The 18,454-nt window shown below is 62.5% G+C and carries 14 protein-coding genes and 1 other annotated feature; of the genes, 9 read left to right on the top strand and 5 right to left on the bottom strand.

Annotated elements, in window-relative coordinates; all coding sequences use genetic code 11:
• Positions 1–263 precede the first annotated feature (263 nt).
• Both MIC97_RS20605 and MIC97_RS20600 read left to right on the top strand, forming a co-directional pair.
• A complete protein-coding gene (locus tag MIC97_RS20605) occupies positions 264–1,172 on the top strand; it encodes a LysR family transcriptional regulator (protein WP_239801841.1) in 909 nt (302 codons plus the stop codon).
• 133 nt (positions 1,173–1,305) lie between these two features.
• Complete coding sequence (locus tag MIC97_RS20600; RefSeq protein WP_239801840.1) at positions 1,306–1,623, top strand: antibiotic biosynthesis monooxygenase; 318 nt, start codon at positions 1,306–1,308, stop codon at positions 1,621–1,623.
• 336 nt (positions 1,624–1,959) lie between these two features.
• Here the strand turns inward: MIC97_RS20600 and MIC97_RS20595 are convergent, their stop codons facing one another.
• Genes MIC97_RS20595 through MIC97_RS20585 form a run of 3 tightly spaced genes read right to left on the bottom strand, consistent with a single transcriptional unit; the run spans position 1,960 to position 7,395 of the window.
• The gene (locus MIC97_RS20595) at positions 1,960–5,199 is read right to left on the bottom strand and encodes an error-prone DNA polymerase (RefSeq protein ID WP_239801839.1); all 3,240 of its coding nucleotides are present in this window, start codon (positions 5,197–5,199) and stop codon (positions 1,960–1,962) included.
• Positions 5,196–6,719: a DNA polymerase Y family protein gene (locus MIC97_RS20590; RefSeq protein ID WP_239801838.1), complete on the bottom strand. Its 1,524-nt coding sequence runs from the start codon at positions 6,717–6,719 to the stop codon at positions 5,196–5,198. The genes MIC97_RS20595 and MIC97_RS20590 overlap by 4 nt, the downstream gene beginning before the upstream one ends.
• Positions 6,634–7,395: a damage-inducible protein gene (locus tag MIC97_RS20585; RefSeq protein ID WP_239801837.1), complete on the bottom strand. Its 762-nt coding sequence runs from the start codon at positions 7,393–7,395 to the stop codon at positions 6,634–6,636. The genes MIC97_RS20590 and MIC97_RS20585 overlap by 86 nt, the downstream gene beginning before the upstream one ends.
• Before the next feature lie 194 nt (positions 7,396–7,589).
• On the opposite strand from MIC97_RS20585, the gene MIC97_RS20580 reads away from it, so the two are divergent.
• The 5 genes from MIC97_RS20580 to ligD all read left to right on the top strand — a co-directional run bounded on the left by MIC97_RS20580 (position 7,590) and on the right by ligD (position 15,043).
• Positions 7,590–9,659, top strand: a complete 2,070-nt coding sequence (locus tag MIC97_RS20580; protein ID WP_239801836.1) for an ATP-dependent helicase — start codon at positions 7,590–7,592, stop codon at positions 9,657–9,659.
• Positions 9,660–9,674: 15 nt separating this feature from the next.
• Entirely contained in the window at positions 9,675–10,346 is a 672-nt protein-coding gene (locus MIC97_RS20575; RefSeq protein WP_239801835.1) for an SOS response-associated peptidase, read from the top strand.
• 83 nt (positions 10,347–10,429) lie between these two features.
• On the top strand, positions 10,430–11,485 hold the full coding sequence (gene dinB / locus MIC97_RS20570) for a DNA polymerase IV (RefSeq protein ID WP_345773570.1): 1,056 nt from the start codon (positions 10,430–10,432) through the stop codon (positions 11,483–11,485).
• Between the two features lie 145 nt (positions 11,486–11,630).
• Positions 11,631–12,491: a Ku protein gene (locus tag MIC97_RS20565; protein WP_239801833.1), complete on the top strand. Its 861-nt coding sequence runs from the start codon at positions 11,631–11,633 to the stop codon at positions 12,489–12,491.
• 2 nt (positions 12,492–12,493) lie between these two features.
• Positions 12,494–15,043 carry a DNA ligase D gene (gene ligD / locus MIC97_RS20560; protein ID WP_239801832.1) on the top strand — a complete coding sequence of 850 codons (2,550 nt, stop codon included), beginning with the start codon at positions 12,494–12,496 and terminating at the stop codon, positions 15,041–15,043.
• Positions 15,044–15,046: 3 nt separating this feature from the next.
• On the opposite strand, the gene MIC97_RS20555 is transcribed toward ligD, so the two are convergent.
• Entirely contained in the window at positions 15,047–15,847 is an 801-nt protein-coding gene (locus MIC97_RS20555; protein ID WP_239801831.1) for a Ku protein, read from the bottom strand.
• Between the two features lie 314 nt (positions 15,848–16,161).
• On the opposite strand from MIC97_RS20555, the gene MIC97_RS20550 reads away from it, so the two are divergent.
• Positions 16,162–16,392, top strand: coding sequence for a hypothetical protein (locus MIC97_RS20550; RefSeq protein WP_239801830.1), 231 nt, complete (start codon positions 16,162–16,164; stop codon positions 16,390–16,392).
• Positions 16,248–16,303: a sequence feature (sul1 is cis-regulatory element that is thought to sense ions involved in sulfur or methionine metabolism; They are found in Alphaproteobacteria), on the top strand. (Overlaps the previous gene by 56 nt.)
• Positions 16,364–17,848 (top strand): SulP family inorganic anion transporter, encoded by a 1,485-nt coding sequence (locus MIC97_RS20545; protein ID WP_239801829.1) that lies wholly within the window; start codon positions 16,364–16,366, stop codon positions 17,846–17,848. The genes MIC97_RS20550 and MIC97_RS20545 overlap by 29 nt, the downstream gene beginning before the upstream one ends.
• 190 nt (positions 17,849–18,038) lie before the next feature.
• Here MIC97_RS20545 and MIC97_RS20540 read toward each other — a convergent pair whose 3' ends face one another.
• Positions 18,039–18,410, bottom strand: a complete 372-nt coding sequence (locus tag MIC97_RS20540; RefSeq protein ID WP_239801828.1) for a helix-turn-helix domain-containing protein — start codon at positions 18,408–18,410, stop codon at positions 18,039–18,041.
• Positions 18,411–18,454: the final 44 nt, after the last annotated feature.

Here is an 18,454-nt window from a genome sequence, read left to right as displayed (position 1 = left end):
AAGATCAGGCAGGGGGATTGCTGGCGGCAACTCGACGTACCGCGAAGCCCATGTGTTGAAACTCGTACGGGTCTAGACTGGATCCCCCATGTCGCGCGGCCTGGCAATGCCCTGAAGCTGTTTCTGTCGCTCGGGTGCCGAAAGGAAGCCTGTATGCGCTAGCTATTGAATTCGGCGAACCGTTCGATGACTCTTGGTCGTGGCTGAAGCGATCGACACCCCGCGCTTGCTGCATAAACATTATCTGTTTATGCATATTTCTTATGAATTTGCAGGACATTCAAGCCTTCGTGGCAGTTGCGGAAACGGGCTCGGTGAACCGCGCTGCCCTTCGGCTCAATCTGACGCAGCCGGCCGTCACGCGCCGTATCCAGAGTTTCGAGGCCGCTCTCGGTGACGGGCTTGTGTTTGACCGCACCGTAAAGCCTGCCGCCCTCACGGCGGCCGGGCGTCATGCGCTCGAACATTGCCGGCGCGTTCTTTCCGCCGTCGCGGAACTGGAATCCTGCGCGTTGAGCGCGACCGATCCTTCGGGAGAGTTGAGGATCGGCGTGGCGCATGGGCTTGGCGAGATGGTCTTGACCACCCCACTAGATGCCATACGGCGCAATTTTCCCCGTATTCGGCTGCAAGTCAGCTCGAATTGGAGCACCGGCCTCATTGACGAATTGCGCGGCGGCGGCGTGGACTGCGCAGTCGGCTTGTTGACCGAAGCTCATAGCATCCCTGCCGGGCTGGCCGCGATATCGCTCGGAACCGAACAGGTCGTGATCGTATCGGCATCCAGAACACCCACCAAGCGAGACGGAACGCCGTGGCGGCTCCGTGAGCTTGCAGGAGACAGCTGGTATCTCAACCCTCCGGGCTGTGGATGTCGCACCGCTCTCGGACGCGCGTTTGACCGCCAGCAACTCCCTCTTTCGATCGCCGCCGAAATCTTCGGTGAGGACCTTCAGCTTTCCCTCATCGCACACACTGGCGGATTGGGCCTTGTGCCGCGTCGCCTCTTCGAGCAAAGCCCCCACCGTCACGGCCTGCAAATCCTTGAGGTATCGGACTTCATCATTCCGGCTACGGTGATGTTGATCAGAAGTGCGGTGCCTGGGCGCTTCGATCCGGCGATTACACTGCTGGTCGATGAACTGCGCGGGAAGCTCACCGCGTCACATTAAGCATAATCATTATTGTGATTATGCATTTTATTTAATCACTCGGCACGCGTATCTTCCGCTGAAATCGCGGGACGCAACGCCCACCAGCCACCAGTGCCTGCGATCCGTGCCGTCTCGCAGAGGTGCCCACCCTATGATTGTCACTGTGTTCCGCTCACGCCTGAATCCCGACACCCAGGATGAGTATGGGCCGATGGCCAGGCACATGAGCGAGTTGGCGCGGACTATTCCCGGCTATATCTCCCACAAAGGCTTTGTCGCTGAGGACGGCGAGCGGGTTACGATCGTCGAGTTCGAGAGCGAGGAAGCCCTTTACCAATGGAAGGTTCACCCGGAGCACGCCAAGGCTAAAAGGCGCGGGATTGAAAGCTTTTTCAGCGACTACAAATTCCAGATTTGCGAAGTCATCAAGTCACGCGCTTGGGCCGCGAAATCATCGCGATCACGATGACCCAGTGCCGCATTGATGATACACCGGCCAAACAGCCCGCACGGCAGTCGCCCCCGATTACGTCAGAACTGATCGACTATTATCGCCAGCGCGCGCATCGGTTGCGAAGCGAGGCGCAACGGCAGACAATCTGTGCCGCTCTTCGTTTCTTGCGGAACCTGCTTCCCCTCCGACGCTACTGACGACTATCGTCACAGGAAGAGCAGCGAAATTCCCCAAAACCTGCAACAGCTTCAGCCGTCTTAGCGTCCGCTTCAAGGCAATGCATCTACGACGAGATGCGGCCGTAAAGAGGTCGGAAGTTGCCATTGGACATGCGTGATGCAATTTTGCGTTTCACTTGAAATCACGCGTTCTCACCCTGATCTCGTCTACTTGCCCATATGGGTCGGGCATGCCGCGCGCATCAGGCGTCGGGGAGCCGGGATGGAATTCATCGCCACGTCCGTGCGGTAGCACGAACGCCGCGTCCCTCGAACCGATGCTGGCAAGCTCGGCCGACATGTCGATCAGTTCGTGGGCAACGATGTGCACGACCTCGCCCTCGCGCTGCACGCGGCCCTTCACGCCGATCATTCCGGAGCCGAGCACGATGCGCCGGTATTTCTCGAAGATCTTGGTCCAGACCACGAGGTTGGCGACAGCGGTCTCGTCCTCCAAGGTGATGAACATCACGCCCTTGGCCGAGCCCGGCCGCTGTCGGACGAGGACAAGGCCGGCAACATGGACCCCGCGGCGGTCTCTGCAAGCGACCGCGTCTGCGCAGGTCATGATACGCTGGCGCGCAAGGTCCGGACGGAGGAATGAGAGAGGGTGCCGGCGCAGCGTCAACCCGAGATGACCGTAATCTTCGACGACCTCTCTCCCTGCAGTCATGGGGCGCAGCGACACGGCGGGTTCGGCCTGTTCGGGCAGCACCTCCGCTTCCCGCCGAGCGGCTGCAGCAAAGAGCGGGAGCGGCTCGTCACGCAACGGCTTAATCGCCCAAAGCGCCTCGCGACGGGCAAGCCCGAGCGAAGGCCGGAAGGCATCTGCTTCTGCAAGTTCGACCAGAGCGGCGGCCGAAATGCCGGCTCGGCGCCAGAGATCGTCGACTGAGGCGAAGGAGCGATCCTCGCGGCATGAAACCAGACGGGCAGCCTCGGCATCGCCGAGGCCTTTGACCATGCGCAGGCCGAGCCGAACGGCGAAGCGCGTGTCGTCGTCGGTCGCCTCCAGCGTACAATCCCAGCGGCTGGCATTGATGCAGACGGGGCGAACCTCGACGCCATGTTCGCGCGCGTCGCGCACGATCTGGGCTTGCGCATAGAATCCCATGGGCTGGGCGTTGAGCAGCGCGCAGCAGAATGCGTCCGGATGCCAGCATTTCATCCAGGCTGAGGCATAGGCGATCAAGGCAAAACTGGCGGCATGACTTTCGGGAAAGCCATATGAGCCGAAGCCTTCGAGCTGTTTGAAGGTTCGTTCGGCGAAATCGCGGTCATAGCCGTTGTCGACCATGCCGTTGATCAGCTTCTCGCCGAACTTCGACACACCGCCCGTATGTTTGAAGGTGGCCATGGCGCGGCGCAGCTGGTCCGCCTCGCCGGCGGTGAAGCCGGCGCATTCGATTGCGACGCGCATGGCTTGCTCTTGAAACAGCGGCACGCCCAGCGTCTTGCCGAGCACAGCTTCCAGCTCCGGCTTGGGAAAGGTGACGTCCTCCTTCCCCTCGCGGCGGCGCAGATAGGGATGAACCATGTCGCCCTGGATCGGTCCGGGGCGGACGATGGCGACCTCGATGACGAGGTCGTAGAAGGTACGGGGCTTGATGCGCGGCAGCATCGCCATCTGCGCGCGGCTCTCGATCTGGAACGTGCCGAGCGTATCCGCCTTGCGGATCATCGCATAAGTGCGCGGATCCTCGGCCGGGATCGTGGCAAGGTCGAGCCTGATATCCTTGTGCTCGGCCAGAAGATCGAAGGCGCGTCGCATGCAGGAGAGCATGCCGAGCGCCAAAACATCGACTTTCATGAACTTCAGGACGTCAATGTCGTCCTTGTCCCATTCGATGACCTGGCGATCCTCCATCGCCGCCGGCTCGATCGGCACCAGTTCGTCCAGCCGGTCGCGGGTCAGCACGAAACCACCCGGATGCTGGGAGAGATGCCGGGGCGTTCCGACAAGTTGATGGGCGAGTTCGAGGGCAAGCCGCAGGCGCCGGTCGTCCATGTTGAGATTGAGACCCTCGGCGTGTTTCTTCTCGACGCCCTCCGACCAGCCCCAGACTTGTGACGACAGTGTCTTGGTCAGATCCTCGGGCAGGCCAAGCGCCTTGCCGACGTCGCGCAGCGCGCCCTTGGCGCGATAGCGGATGACGGTCGAGCATAGCGCCGACCGGGTACGCCCATAGGTCTCGTAGACCCACTGGATCACCTCTTCCCGGCGTTCATGTTCAAAATCGACATCGATGTCGGGCGGCTCGCGGCGCTCCTCCGAGACGAAGCGCTCGAACAGGAGATCGTTGCGGTCGGGATCGACCGAGGTAACGCCGAGCACAAAGCAGACCGCCGAGTTCGCCGCCGAGCCCCTGCCCTGGCACAGAATGCCTTTCGAGCGAGCGAAGCGCACGATGGCATTCACGGTCAAGAAGTAGGGCGCATAGTCCAGCTTCTCGATCAGGCGCAGCTCGTGGTCGAGATTGCCGCGCACCTTGTCGGGCAGGCCTTCGGGATAACGCTCGGCCGCACCCTCCCAGGTCAGTTTTTCCAGCGCCTGCTGTGGCGTTAGGTCCGGGAAGAGCTTTTCTTCCGGATATTGGTAAGCGAGCTCATCGAGCGAGAACTTGCAGCGCTCCATGATCTCGATCGTTCGGGAAAGAGCTTCCGGGTAGCGCCCGAACAGCCGGTGCATTTCCTCGGGCGGCTTCAGATAGCGGTCGGCGAAGCGCTCGCGGCGATGGCCGAGCTCATCGATGGTGACGTTGTGGCGGATCGCCGTCACTACATCCTGCATGACCTGCCGGCCGGGCTCGTGGAACAGAACGTCATTGGTGGTGACGGTCGGCACCCGCGCCATGGTCGCCATGTTGGACAGTTCCCAGAGCCGCATCTGATCGTTCGGCCGCCGGCGCAGCGTCAGCGCCATATAGGCGCGGTCGCCAAACGCCTCGCGCAGCCGACGCAGACGAAGCGCGCAGGTCTCGTCGGCGACGTCGGGCACGAGGACCGCGATCAGCCCTTCGCCATAGTCTACGAGATCGACCCATTCGAGATGGCACTTGCCCTTGCCGGCCCGCTTCTTGCCGAGTGAAAGGAGGCGGCAAAGCCGGGCATAGGCAGGCCGGTCGGTCGGATAGACCAGTACCGACATACCGTCGGCAAGATCGAGGCGACAGCCGACGATCAGTCGGACCCCGGTTGTCCGCGCCGCTTCATGGGCACGCACGATACCGGCAAGCGAGTTGCGGTCGACAATGCCGAGCGCGGCAATGCCCATGGTGGCCGCCTGCGCGAAAAGCTCCTCGCATGAGCTCGCGCCGCGCAGGAACGAGAAATGCGAGGTCACCTGCAATTCGGCGTAAGCTGGCGCGCTCATGCGAAGATCCCGTGCAGGAACCAGCGCTGCGAACCGCTGTCCTCATGCTCGCCATCACCGGAGCGGAACAGCCAATAGCGTTCGCCGGTCTCGTCCTCGACCCGGAAATAGTCCCGGACCGTGGTCATCTCGGCATCGCGCTTCCACCATTCGCCACGAATGCGTTCCGGTCCGTCGGCGCGCCGCACCCGCCGGCGCACGCCGCGCCAGGTGAACCAGACGGGCGGATGGTCGGGGAGAAGCGCCATGGTCTCGACCGGCTCGGGATGGGCCAGAAGACGCGGCGGACGTGGCCAATCGCCTTCCCAGGTCGCGCCGGTCTCGGGCGACAGGGGCGGAACGCGGGCGACGGAACGTTCCGGAACGTCGCTCTGAACAGGAGTGAAGCGGTAGAGCCGATTGCCGCCAACCCTGTTGGCGAGCACATCGACTAGGTCGGAGACATCCGGCTCGGAAGACTTGACCAAAGAGGAGATGGTCTGGCGGTCCCGCAGCGGCTCGGACTCGACCGCGACCAGCACCATGATCTCAATGCCGAAACCCGGATCGATCGTCTCGATCTTGTCCGTCAACAGCCGCGTCAGGCGTTTGGGATCGCGCACCGGCTGCGCCATGCCGACGCGGATGAACTGCATGCTATTGTCGACCCGATGGAGCAGCAGGTCGAGGCGGCGCGCACCAAGACCTCGCTGTTCGAGCTCGAGGCAAAGCGCATCGACAAGCTTGCCCGTATAGCGGGCAATGGTCTCGGGCGCGCCGATCGGCTCCCCGAAGACGCGACGTATCTCGACCAGCTCGGGCGATCGGATCGGATCGACGGGTTCGGCGACCACGCCGAGCGCCTGATCGAGCCGGCGGCCGATCTCGGGACCGAAGCGCAAGACAAGCGGCGCGCGGGGTTGATCCATCAGATCGCCGACGGTCTCGAAGCCGAGCGTGCGCAGGCCGGTGATGATCTCGCCATCGAGACGCAAGGCAGCCAGCGGCAGGGGTCGCAGCATTGCGACACCTTCCCCTTTCGGGACCACGATCGTCTGCCGGCGCAGAAAACGCGCTGCAGCATGGGCCGCGCCCCATGTGTCGGCGATCGCCGCGCGGGCCTCAACGCCCGAGGCCGCAAACTTCTGCACCATGGCTTCCAGCATCATGGCCTCGCCGCCATGAAGATGATCGGCGCCGGTCGTGTCGATCACCAGACCGTCCGGCGGATCGGTGGCAACGACGGGCGAGATCCGCTGCAGCGCCCAGAGCGCCAACCTCTCCAGCCCTTCCCGGTCGGCAGCCGGATCGGCATCGACGATGACAAGGCCTGGTACGAGCGCCTGCGCCTTGGCGACGGCCATGCCTTTGGTAACGCCGAGCGCCTGGGCGTTGGCATCGAGGGCGACAATGGTTCTGCGTCGGCCGGTACGCCCGACCAGGACGAGCGGCGCCTCAGGCGGAGGCGATGCGTCGCCCGACTTCCTTCTGAGGCGGTCTGTCGGCAACCTTGGCAGGAAGAGCGATACGACCCTTGGCATCGCAGGCCTCCACTTCAAAATCTGCACTTTCGCCGGCCCGGCATCGGATCAGTTCCACCAGCCAGCGGGCGCGGCCAAGGCCGGGCACCGGCAGGGGAGCCGTTGGCAGCACCGAGACACGCCAGCGCGAAACGCTCGCCGTCGGCTGTCCGAAATCCCCCGCCTCGGTCTGCCGACGCCAGCGACGGACCGCCAGGCCAATCGTGTCGGAACCCTCCGCCGCCAATTGCAGGCGGCGCGACGCAGTCATGGAAAGATGGGCGGTCTCCGCCACGACGGCCCCGAGCCCACCATGGCGAAGCCCCTCCTCGAAACAGGCGAGCAGCGCCTTTTCGTCGCCGGCCTCGACATGGATCACCCGATCGGGAGCCAGCCCCGCCTGGGCGATGGCCGGTGCGAACAGATCGGTGCGCGTGACGATCCAGAGCACCTTGCCTTTGGTCCGCGCCGCGATCCCTGCGGCGAACATGGCGGCGGCCGCCCCGTCGACGGCGCCATTGCCGCCGCCGGCGATCTCATGCAGGCAGCCAAGTCCTAGCCCGCCTCCCGGAAGTCGCCTGTCGATCTCGGGCAATCCAAACGGCAGAACCTCGCGGACGCGGCCAGCACCGCTCTCCAGATGCGCGATGCGCTCCTGAAGGTCGGCGATGACAGGGTTTGCCGCGCGATCGGCCATGAAAGTCCGGTTCTCCTGAAGGGGCTTTGCAACGCCTTCGGGCGCTGCTATGTTCTATATTTGTTCTCTTTCGGAAAATGAGTCAATCCGACTCCTCGATGAGTCGTTCCGTCGAAGAGGGGGACGTAACGGCAAGCAACGGCTCAGTATTGGTCGATTGTCTTGGAATCTGAGGGCGATAGGAGCGGGACGGCATGCAGGCGGCGCATCTGGAAAAATTGAACGATGGCCAACGCGCCGCGGTCGTGCATGGCATCGGTCTTCCCGAAGGCCGGATCGCCGGCCCGCTACTCATCATTGCCGGCGCGGGCTCGGGCAAGACCAACACGCTCGCCCACCGTGTTGCCCAGCTGATTATCGCCGGCGCCGATCCGCGCCGCATCCTGCTGATGACCTTCTCGCGCCGGGCAGCAAGCGAGATGGGGAAGCGCGTCGAGCGCATCTGCGCCAGGGTGCTGGGCGACAAGGCCGGTATCATGACCGATGCGCTGGCCTGGTCGGGCACCTTCCACGGCATCGGCGCGCGGATCCTGCGGGAATATGCGATCGAACTCGGTCTCGATCCTCAGTTCACCATCCACGACCGCGAGGATTCCGCGGACCTGATGAACCTCGTCCGCCACGATCTCGGTTTCTCGAAAACCGAGAACCGGTTCCCGGCCAAGGGAACATGCCTCTCGATCTATTCCCGCACCGTCAATGCCGAGGCCGCGCTCGATGAGGTGCTGCGGGCGAACTACCCCTGGTGTGCGGCCTGGGAAAAGGAACTGCGCGAGCTGTTCGCCGGTTATGTCGAGGCCAAGCAGATCCAGAACGTGCTCGATTACGACGATCTGCTGCTCTACTGGGCGCAGACCATGGGCGACGCCACGCTGGCCGACGAGATCGGCGGCAAGTGGGATCACGTCCTCGTCGACGAATATCAGGACACCAACCGCCTGCAGGCGACGATCCTGACGGGCCTGAAACCGGCCGGGCGGGGTCTGACTGTTGTCGGCGACGACGCGCAGTCGATCTATTCTTTCCGGGCAGCCACGGTGCGCAACATCCTCGATTTCCCGAAGGAGTTCTCGCCGCCGGCCGAGGTGATCACGCTCGACCGCAATTACCGCTCCACCCAGCCCATTTTGGCTGCTGCCAATGGCGTGATCGGGCTGGCGAAGGAACGTTTCACCAAGGATCTCTGGACCGACCGGCCGTCCAATGAGCGGCCGCGCCTCGTCACCGTGCGCGATGAAGCCGACCAGGCAAAATTCGTCGCCGGCGAGGTGCTGGAGAACCGTGAGACCGGCATGCGGCTCAAGGATCAGGCCGTGCTGTTTCGCGCCAGCCATCACAGCGGTCCGCTCGAGGTCGAGCTGACCAGGCGCAACGTCCCCTTCGTCAAATTCGGCGGCCTCAAATTCCTCGACAGCGCGCATGTGAAGGACATGCTGGCGGCGCTCCGCTTCGCCCAAAACATGCGCGATCGCGTCGCCGGCTTCCGCCTGTTGCAGCTGCTCCCTGGCGTCGGCCCGGCAACAGCCCAGACCGCGCTCGACGCGGTTGCCGACAGTGCCGATCCGATCGACACGCTCGACCGCCTCCCCTGCCCGGCCCGCGCCCAGGCCGAATGGCCAGCTTTCGTGGAACTGATCGCCGGTCTGCGCTCGGGCGCATCCGGCTGGCCGGCAGAGATCGGGCAGGTCCGCGCCTGGTATGAGCCCCATCTCGAGCGCATCCATGAGGATTCCGAGATGCGCCGCGCCGACCTGCTGCAGCTCGAGGACATCGCCGCCGGCTATCCCACCCGCGAACGCTTCCTGACCGAACTCACCCTCGATCCTCCGGACGCCACGTCCGGGCAAGCCGGTGTTCCGCTGCTCGACGAGGATTACCTGATCCTTTCGACCATCCATTCCGCCAAGGGGCAGGAATGGCGCTCGGTCTTCGTGCTCAACACCGTGGACGGCTGCATCCCCTCGGATCTCGGCGCAGGCACGTCCGACGAGATCGAAGAGGAACGACGCCTGCTCTATGTCGCGATGACGCGAGCGAAGGACAGCCTCAACCTCGTCGTGCCACAACGCTTCTTCACCCATGGGCAGTCCTCGACGGGCGACCGCCATGTCTATGCCTCGCGCACACGGTTCATTCCGGCTAGTCTGGTCGAACTGTTCGAATGCCGCGCCTGGCCGCTCGTCGCTCCGGGAGCCGGACCCAATGTCGGGCCAAGGCAGGTTCGCCTCGATGTCGGCGCGCGAATGCGCGGCATGTGGCGGTAGAAGGGAGAGGCCGCAATGTGCAATCTCTATAATCTCACCACGACGCGCGATGCGGTGATGGAATTCACCAGGGCTTTCGTCGACAAGGCAGGCTGGAACGAGCCCTCGATGGATGTCTATCCGAACACGCTCGCCCCGATCGTACGGGTCGGCGCCGACGGCAAGCGCGAGATTGCGAGCGCCACCTGGGGCATGCCGACGCCGCCCGCCTATATCAGGGGCAACTACGATCCCGGCGTCACCAATATCCGCAACGTCAATTCTCCACACTGGCGGCGCTGGCTCGGACCGACCAGCCGCTGCGTTGTCCCCTTCACTTCGTTCGCTGAACCGGACCCGGCCAGCAAGGTCGAGGGCGGGCGCGTACCGAACGCATGGTTCGCGCGGAATGCCGACCGACCGCTGATGTTCTTCGCCGGCTTCTGGACACCGTGGAAGGGCGTCAAGAAAGTCCGCGATGGCGAGCGTGAATTCGAGCTCTATGGATTCCTAACCACCTCGCCCAACGAGATCGTCAGCCCGATCCACCAGAAGGCCATGCCGGCGATCCTGACGACGCCCGAGGAAGTCGATCTATGGCTGACGGGAGAATGGGATGCGGTGAAGCACCTGCAACGGCCCCTGCCCGGCAACATGCTGGTGGTGGTCGAGCCGCCGGCCAAGCCCAGGGGTGACCTGCTGGTCTGAACGCAAACATGCTGACGGAAAAGAACAAGGCCGAGGAGCATGACAAGGTTGGCGCTGCCCATGCAGGCCCACCTGTCCGCAAGATTCTGCATGTGGATATGGATGCCTTCTATGCCTCCGTCGAACAGCGCGATAATCCCGAACTGCGCGGCAAGCCGGTGGCCGTAGGGGGATCGGCTGCCCGCGGTGTCGTGGCCGCCGCCAGCTACGAGGCCCGGGCGTTCGGTGTTCGATCCGCCCTGCCCTCCGTCACCGCGAAACGCCGCTGTCCCGACCTGATATTCGTCAAGCCGCGCTTCGACGTCTATCGTGCGGTCTCGGCGCAGATTCATCAGGTTTTTACCGAGCACACCGACCTGATCGAGCCGCTGTCGTTGGACGAGGCCTATCTCGACGTCACCGAGAACAAGCAGAACATCGCCGTCGCCACCGAGATTGCTACGATCATCCGCGCCCGCATCAAGGAGGTCACCGGCCTCAACGCCTCGGCCGGCATCTCGTATTGCAAGTTCCTGGCGAAGATGGCGAGCGACCTCAACAAGCCGAACGGCCAGGCTGTCATCACGCCGAAGGCCGGGCCGGACTTCGTCGCCAATCTACCGGTCAAGAAGTTCCATGGCGTCGGCCCGGCGACGGCCGCCAAGATGGCGCGGCTCGGCATCGTCACCGGTGCGGACCTTCGTGCGAAACCGCTGGAGTTTCTCCAGGCGAATTTCGGGAAGTCGGGGAGCTGGTACTATCGGATTTCGCGAGGGATCGACGAGCGGCCGGTCCAGCCCAACCGGGAGAGGAAATCAATCGGGGCCGAAGATACCTTCGTCGAAGACATTTCTGACCTGCACACCGCAAAGACCGAGTTGGCGCCACTGGCCGAAAAGGTCTGGGGGCATTGCGAGGCGAAGCACCTGTCCGGCAGAACCGTAACACTGAAGGTGAAGTTCGCCGATTTCCGGCTGATTACACGCAGCCGGACCATGCCCAGGTTGGTGCGCAACGAAGAGGAGATGCTTGTCATTGCGCGGTCGCTGCTCAGCGACGTGTTTCCCGTCGAGAAGGGAGTTCGCTTGCTTGGCGTAACTCTGTCGTCGTTGGAGCATATGGAGGTTGCTTCAGATGCAGACCAGTTAGCACTGTACTGATGCAACTGGCCAGCCGACCTCGAAACGTTACAGACGCAGCTCCTTTCAGTTCGTTCGAGCAGCATGGTGCAATCCGCATGCGCACATCGGGAACAAACGATGGTATAATGCCGTTTATTCCCACCTGTTGCGTGGGAGGTCGGGCTTGGCGCCAAGAGCAAACTGGAAGGGCTTTCTGAAAGTCGCCGAGGTCAGTTGCCCGGTTGCTCTCTACTCGGCTGTCTCCACATCAGATCGCATAGCATTCCACACCCTCAATCGTGCCACCGGAAACCGTGTCCGGCGGCAGTTCGTCGACAGCGATACCGGCAAGCCGGTCGATCGCGACGATCAGGTCAAAGGTTATGAGGTTGGCTCGGGCGAATACATCATGCTCGATCCCGAGGAAGTGGCCTCGGCGGTGCCCGACAGCGACAAGACCCTTGCGGTCTCGACCTTCATCGGCTGCGGCGACATCGACGATGTCTATTTCGACAAGCCCTATTACCTGGCCCCGTCGGACCGCCATGCCGAGGAAGCCTATGCGCTGATCCGCGAGGGCATGCGCAAGAAGAAGGTCGCCGCGCTCGCCCAGACCGTGCTGTTCCGCCGCGTCCGCACCGTGCTGATCCGCGCGCACGGCTCCGGCCTGATCGCGACGACGCTCAATTTTGACTACGAGGTTCGCTCGGCAAAGGATGCGTTCGACAGCGTCCCCGATATGAAGATCAAGGGCGAGATGCTGGAACTGGCCGAGCACATCATCAGGACCAAGAGCGGCAAGTTCAACCCCAGGGAATTCGACGATCGCTATGACGCGGCCCTGGCCGAAGTGGTCAAGGCGAAGATCGAAGGCCGCAAGATCGAGGTCCGCAAGGAGCCGGAGCGCGAGAAGGTCGTCGATCTGATGGCCGCCTTGCGCGAGAGCGCCGGCCGCTCCGGCAAGAAGACGGCGACCCGCGCTACGGCGAAAAAGCGGGCTGCGGCGAAGGCAAAAGCTGCGCCCGCCCGCCGTAAGGCGAGCTGAGCATGGCAACGCTTGAGACCTATCGGCAGAAGCGGAACTTCAGGTCGACCTCCGAGCCGAAGGGCCGGAAGGCTCGCAAAACCGGCAACGCCTTCGTCATCCAGAAGCATGCCGCAAGACGCCTGCATTACGATCTGCGGCTGGAGATGGACGGCGTGATGAAGAGCTGGGCGGTGACCAAGGGGCCCAGCCTGGTCCCGGGCGAGAAACGGCTCGCGGTTCATGTCGAGGACCATCCTCTCGAATACAACGACTTCGAAGGCACGATCCCCAAGGGCGAATATGGCGGCGGCACGGTGATCGTCTGGGATCGCGGCACATGGTCTCCGGTCCATGATGCTCAAAAGGGCTATGCCAAGGGCCATCTCGAATTCGAGCTGACAGGCGAAAAGCTCTCCGGCCGCTGGCATCTGGTCAAGATGCAGGGCAAGCCATCCGAGAAGCGCGAAAACTGGCTGCTGATCAAGGGCGATGACGATGCTGCCCGGACGGCCGGCGATCCCGATATTCTGAAAGAGCGGCCGGAATCGGTGAAGACAGGCCGAGAGATCAAGGATGTCGCCGGCGAGGCGCCGGGCTGGTCGTCCAAAACCGGAAAGATCACCAAATCGACGACACGGAAACCGACCAGAACCGCGAAGGAGCCGGAAATTTCCGTAGAGCTCCCCGACCCCGCCTCGGTCAAAGGTACGAAAAATGCGCCCTTGCCGGGATTTGTCGCGCCGACCCTTGCCACGCTGATGAAGGCGCCGCCGGCGGGTGATCGCTGGATTCATGAGATCAAGTTCGACGGTTATCGGTTGCAGGCACGCATCGAGGCCGGGCGCGTCAGGCTCCTGACCCGCAGCGGTCTCGACTGGACGAAAAAGTTCGGCAAGGACGTGGTTTCGGCATTGCAGGCGCTGCCCCTGGGCACGGCCATCATTGACGGCGAACTGGTCGTGGAGACCGGCTCGGGCGCCTCGAACTTTTCCGCCCTTCAGGCAGACCTCAGCGCCGGACGATCGGATCGCTTCACCTTCTATGTCTTCGATCTTCTCTATCTTGACGGTTACGATCTACGTGGCCTGCCGCTGATCGAGCGCAAGTCGATGCTCGAAAAACTGGTGGGGGATGAGTCCGGCCTCATCCGCTACAGCAGCCATTTCGATGAAAATGGCGGCCTCGTCCTGCGTCATGCGTGCCGGCTGAGCCTCGAAGGCGTCATTTCCAAGCGCCGGGATGTGCCCTATCGGTCCGGCCGCAGCAAGGCATGGATCAAATCCAAATGCTCGGCTCGTCAGGAGTTCGTCGTCGTGGGCTACGTGCCGTCGTCCACCTCTCGCAAGGCGATCGGCTCCCTCGTGCTGGGCGTTTACGACAATGACAAACTGGAGCATGTCGGCCGCGTCGGCACCGGTTTCACCGGCGCTGTCGCGGCGGATCTGTTCAAGCGTCTCGATCGCATGCGCATTCCTGAAAGCCCGTTCGCCGAAAAGCTGACGGCAGAGGAAGCCCGGATGGTGCACTATGTCCGTCCCGATCTGGTCGCCGAGGTCGAATTCCGTGCCTGGACGGCTGACGGACACCTGCGCCACGCCTCGTTCCGTGGTTTGCGCGAGGACAAGGCGGCGAGCGAGATCGTCAGGGAAATCCCGAAGTCGAAATCGGCAGCCCCCCGGCCTCAGCGTCGCACGGTCACGCTCACCCATCCCGATCGGATCTATTGGCCGGACGAAGGCGTGACCAAGGAAGGTCTCGCCGACTACTACACCGAGGTCTGGCGCTATATCGCGCCCTATGTCGTCGGCCGACCGCTGGCGCTCCTGCGCTGCCCGAGCGGCATCACCGGCCAGATGTTCTTCCAGAAGCACGCATGGAAGGGCCTCAACAGGAACATCGCGCTCGTCAACGACCCCAGGGACAAGGATGGCGAACCGCTCATTTCGATCAACGATCTCGACAGCCTGATGGGCCTCGTCCAGTCGGCCGTACTGGAAATCCACCCCTGGGGCTCGACCGTCGCAGACTGGGAACGGCCCGACACCATCACCATGGACCTCGATCCCGGCGAGGGCGTAGCCTGGGAGACCATCATCGCCGCAGCCGTAGAGGTCCGACAGCGTCTAAAGAACGCCGGACTCAACACCTTCGTCAAGACATCGGGCGGTAAGGGACTGCATGTCGTGGCACCGCTCAAGCCCAGAGCCGACTGGCCAGCGGTAAAAGCCTTCACCAAGGCGCTGGCAGACAGCATGGCCGTAGACAGTCCGGATCAATATGTCTCGACGATCACAAAGTCGAAGCGCCGCGGCAAGATCCTGATCGACTATCTGCGCAATCAGCGCGGCATGACGGCGGTCGCACCGTACTCGACGCGCGCCCGACCCGGCGCCGCCGTCTCGATGCCGCTGGCCTGGGGGGAACTGAATCCCGGAATCGGGCCGGCCTATTTCACCGTGGACAATACGCCGACCCGGCTCGCTGCGCTCACATCCGATCCGTGGGAAGGTTTTCGAGCGGCGGCTGAACCACTCGTCATTCAAACAACACGCCGACGCGCCACGCGATAGCGCCTATTTGCGTTTGGCTTCCGTGCTGATGCTCTTGCGTAGGGCGTCCATGATGTTGACGACGTTGCTCGCGGGTTGCTCTGCCGCATGCTGGGCCTTCGCCACACGCTTCTTCCCCTTCTTCTTTACCGCGATGATGTCGAGCAGCTTGTCCTGGACCGGATCGTTGACCATTTTGGGATCCCAGGACGCTGTGCGCTCATCGATCAGCTTCGTCACCAGGCTCATCAGCTTGGGATCGGGCTTGCCCTCCTTGATCTGGCCGAAATAGTCGCTCTCGTCACGCACCTCGTCGCCATAGTGCAGTGTCCACAGGATGATGCCCTTGTCGCGCGGTTCCAGCATCACCGCCCGTTCCCGGCGATACATCACCAGCCGAGAAATCCCCACCGTATCTGTCGACGCCATCGCATCGCGGATCACCGAAAACGCTTCCTCTCCGACGGGATCGTTAGGCGTCAGATAATGGGGCTTGTCGTACCAGATCCATTCGATGGTATCGCGCGGCACGAAGCTTTCGATGTCTATGGTCCGCGTGCTTTCAAGGGCAACCGCCTCGATCTCGTCGTCCTCGAGCATCACATAATCGTCTTCGCCGCGCTGATAGCCCTTGACCTCGTCATCCTCATCGACGGGCTTCTCGGACACCGCATCGATATATTGACTGACCACCCTGTTGCCGGTCCTGGCGTTGAGGGTGTGAAACCGGACTTTCTCGTTCTCGGACGTTGCAGGGCTCATCGCCACCGGGCAGGTGACCAGGGAGAGTTTGAGATAGCCTTTCCAGAATGAGCGTGGCGCCATGTGACAACTTCCCCGAAGACTGGGGAAATAACGGCGTTGAAGGAGCTTTGTTCCTGCTCCTGTCTCGCGCTCACAAGCCAGGACGGGCCCCCGATTCTACGGTCAGTGAAATCCGACGCAAAGGAGCCGGACGGAATGAAGCGCAACAGGTTCAGCGACGAGCAGCTCGTCCCTAGTGCTGCAATCTGGCAGTTATGCTGCTTGTGAATACAGCGATGGCCTCGTCATACCGTTCAGGCGTGCTGTATATCGGCCCGCGAGGCGGTTTAGTCGAAAATAGGCCTGAATGAACGGCGAGTTTCGGGCGGCTATGGATGTATCCAAAGGTCCGCGACGAGTTGGATGCTGAACTTGCAGGTTGTCACCCCGCGGACAGTGTGGCAAATCCTGCCACATTCACCTCGGACCCGGTGCAATTCCGGGTGGCTCTTCCGGCCGCCAATCCGCCGGACAATCAAGAAACCGACTTTGATCGGGTCGCGCCGCGAACCGCTCTTACGGATTTGTATGCTCTTGATGTTCTCAATCGAAAAAATCCGCCGTGACTGGTTCACGGATGTCCGCTCAAACGTGCTTTCGGGCATCGTCGTCGCTCTTGCCCTCATCCCCGAAGCCATCGGCTTTTCGATCATCGCCGGGGTCGATCCGCGCGTAGGGCTTTACGCCTCAGTCGTGATCGCCATCGTCATATCCTTTACCGGCGGACGCCCGGCCATGATTTCGGCCGCAACCGCCGCGACTGCCGTCCTCTTCGGCACCCTGGTGCGCGATCACGGGCTCGAGTACCTGCTGGCCGCGACGATCCTTGCCGGGGTCATCCAGATCATGGCGGGCGGGCTGCGGGTGGGCTACATCATGCGCTTCGTTTCGCGCTCCGTGCTCACCGGCTTTGTCAATGCGCTGGCCATTCTGATCTTCATGGCGCAGCTCCCGGAACTGATCGGGGTGACATGGGAAACCTATGTCATGATCGCTGCCGGGCTGGCTATCATCTACCTGTTCCCGCGCCTGACCACAGCCATCCCGTCCCCGCTGGTCTGCATTCTTGTACTGACAGCCGCTGCCCTGGCGATCGGCGTCGATATCCGCACCGTGGCCAATCTGGGTGAATTGCCCGATGCGTTGCCGGTGCTGCTGTTTCCCGATGTGCCGCTTAATCTTGAAACGCTCTGGATCATCCTGCCCACATCAACAGCTGTCGCCGCCGTCGGATTGCTCGAAAGCCTTTTGACCGCGTCGATCGTCGATCAGATGACCGATACGGGCAGCGACAAGAACCGCGAAAGCGTCGGCCAGGGCATCGCCAACATTGCCAGCGGCCTTTTCGGCGGCATGGCCGGCTGCGCGATGATCGGCCAATCGGTCATCAACGTGAAGTCGGGCGGACAGACACGCCTCTCGACCTTCATCGCCGGGTCATTCCTGCTCTTCCTGCTGCTGGCGCTTGGCGATCTGGTGGGGCTGATTCCCATGCCGGCCCTGGTGGCGATCATGATCATGGTGTCGATCAGCACGTTCAGATGGTCCTCGCTCCGCGACCTTGCCCGCCATCCGCGCCGCTCCAGCCTTGTCATGCTCGCCACGGTCATCGTTGTGGTCTGGACCCATAACCTCGCGCTCGGGGTGGGCGTCGGCGTGCTGCTCTCGGGCATCTTCTTTGCCTGGAAAGTGGCGCAGATATTCCGCGTTACCTCTACGCTGAGCGACGATGGCTCACGGCGCGACTATCTCGTCGAAGGTCAATTGTTCTTTGCCTCGGCCGAGGACTTTCTGGCCGCCTTCGACTTCTCAGAACCGGTTGCCGCGGTCAATATCGACGTCAGCAGAGCCCATATCTGGGACCTGACCGGGGTCAACGCCATCGACATTGCCGTGCTCAAGTTTCGCAAGGCGGGGGTCCAGGTCGAGGTGATCGGGCTCAATGATGCCAGCGCCACCATCATGGACAAGCTGGCCATGCACGATCAGCCCAACGCCATGGCGAAAGTCCTGGGGCATTAGGTTACGTTCCGATCAGCACCAGTGGACGCCCGAATTTGGGTGTCGATTCGGTTCGACGTAATGACCGGTCTATTCCCGCCAGATCCCCACGGTCCGGCATCACAGCACGCCTGAACCGGCGCATTCTCGCATTTAAGTACAGTCCGGGAACGTTTCCGACCTCATGTCGAGGTTCGGTATCGCATGGACCTCAGTCTCGGAGCGCATCGTAATGAGAACGGGCCAGCACGATTCTCTGACTGTTCGTGAGCGCCCATCGGGCCAGCACATCAAGCGGCTCCATCACTTCCCGGCCCAGGTCCGTCAGCTTGTAATCCACCCGCGGCGGGATGGAGGCGGTGACCGTCCTGGAGATGAAGCCGTCGCGTTCCAGATTGCGCAGGGTGCTTGTCAGCATCTTCTTGGACACCGTCTCGATCTGGCGCTCAAGCTCGGAGTAGCGCATCGAACGCTCGCGCAGCAGCACGATGATCAACACCGACCACTTGTCTCCGACATGGCCAAGGATGTTGCCCACCAGTTGGCAGGTCTCGCGGGGTATGTCGACGTTCCCAAGTCTCATTGAAGTGCCTCCTTAAAGCCCGATGCGGTCTCGTTTATATACAT

The organism is Aquamicrobium sp. NLF2-7, from assembly GCF_022359935.1.
In the GTDB taxonomy this organism is placed as follows: domain Bacteria; phylum Pseudomonadota; class Alphaproteobacteria; order Rhizobiales; family Rhizobiaceae; genus Mesorhizobium; species Mesorhizobium lusatiense.
This window is presented reverse-complemented; position numbering and strand designations above follow the sequence as displayed.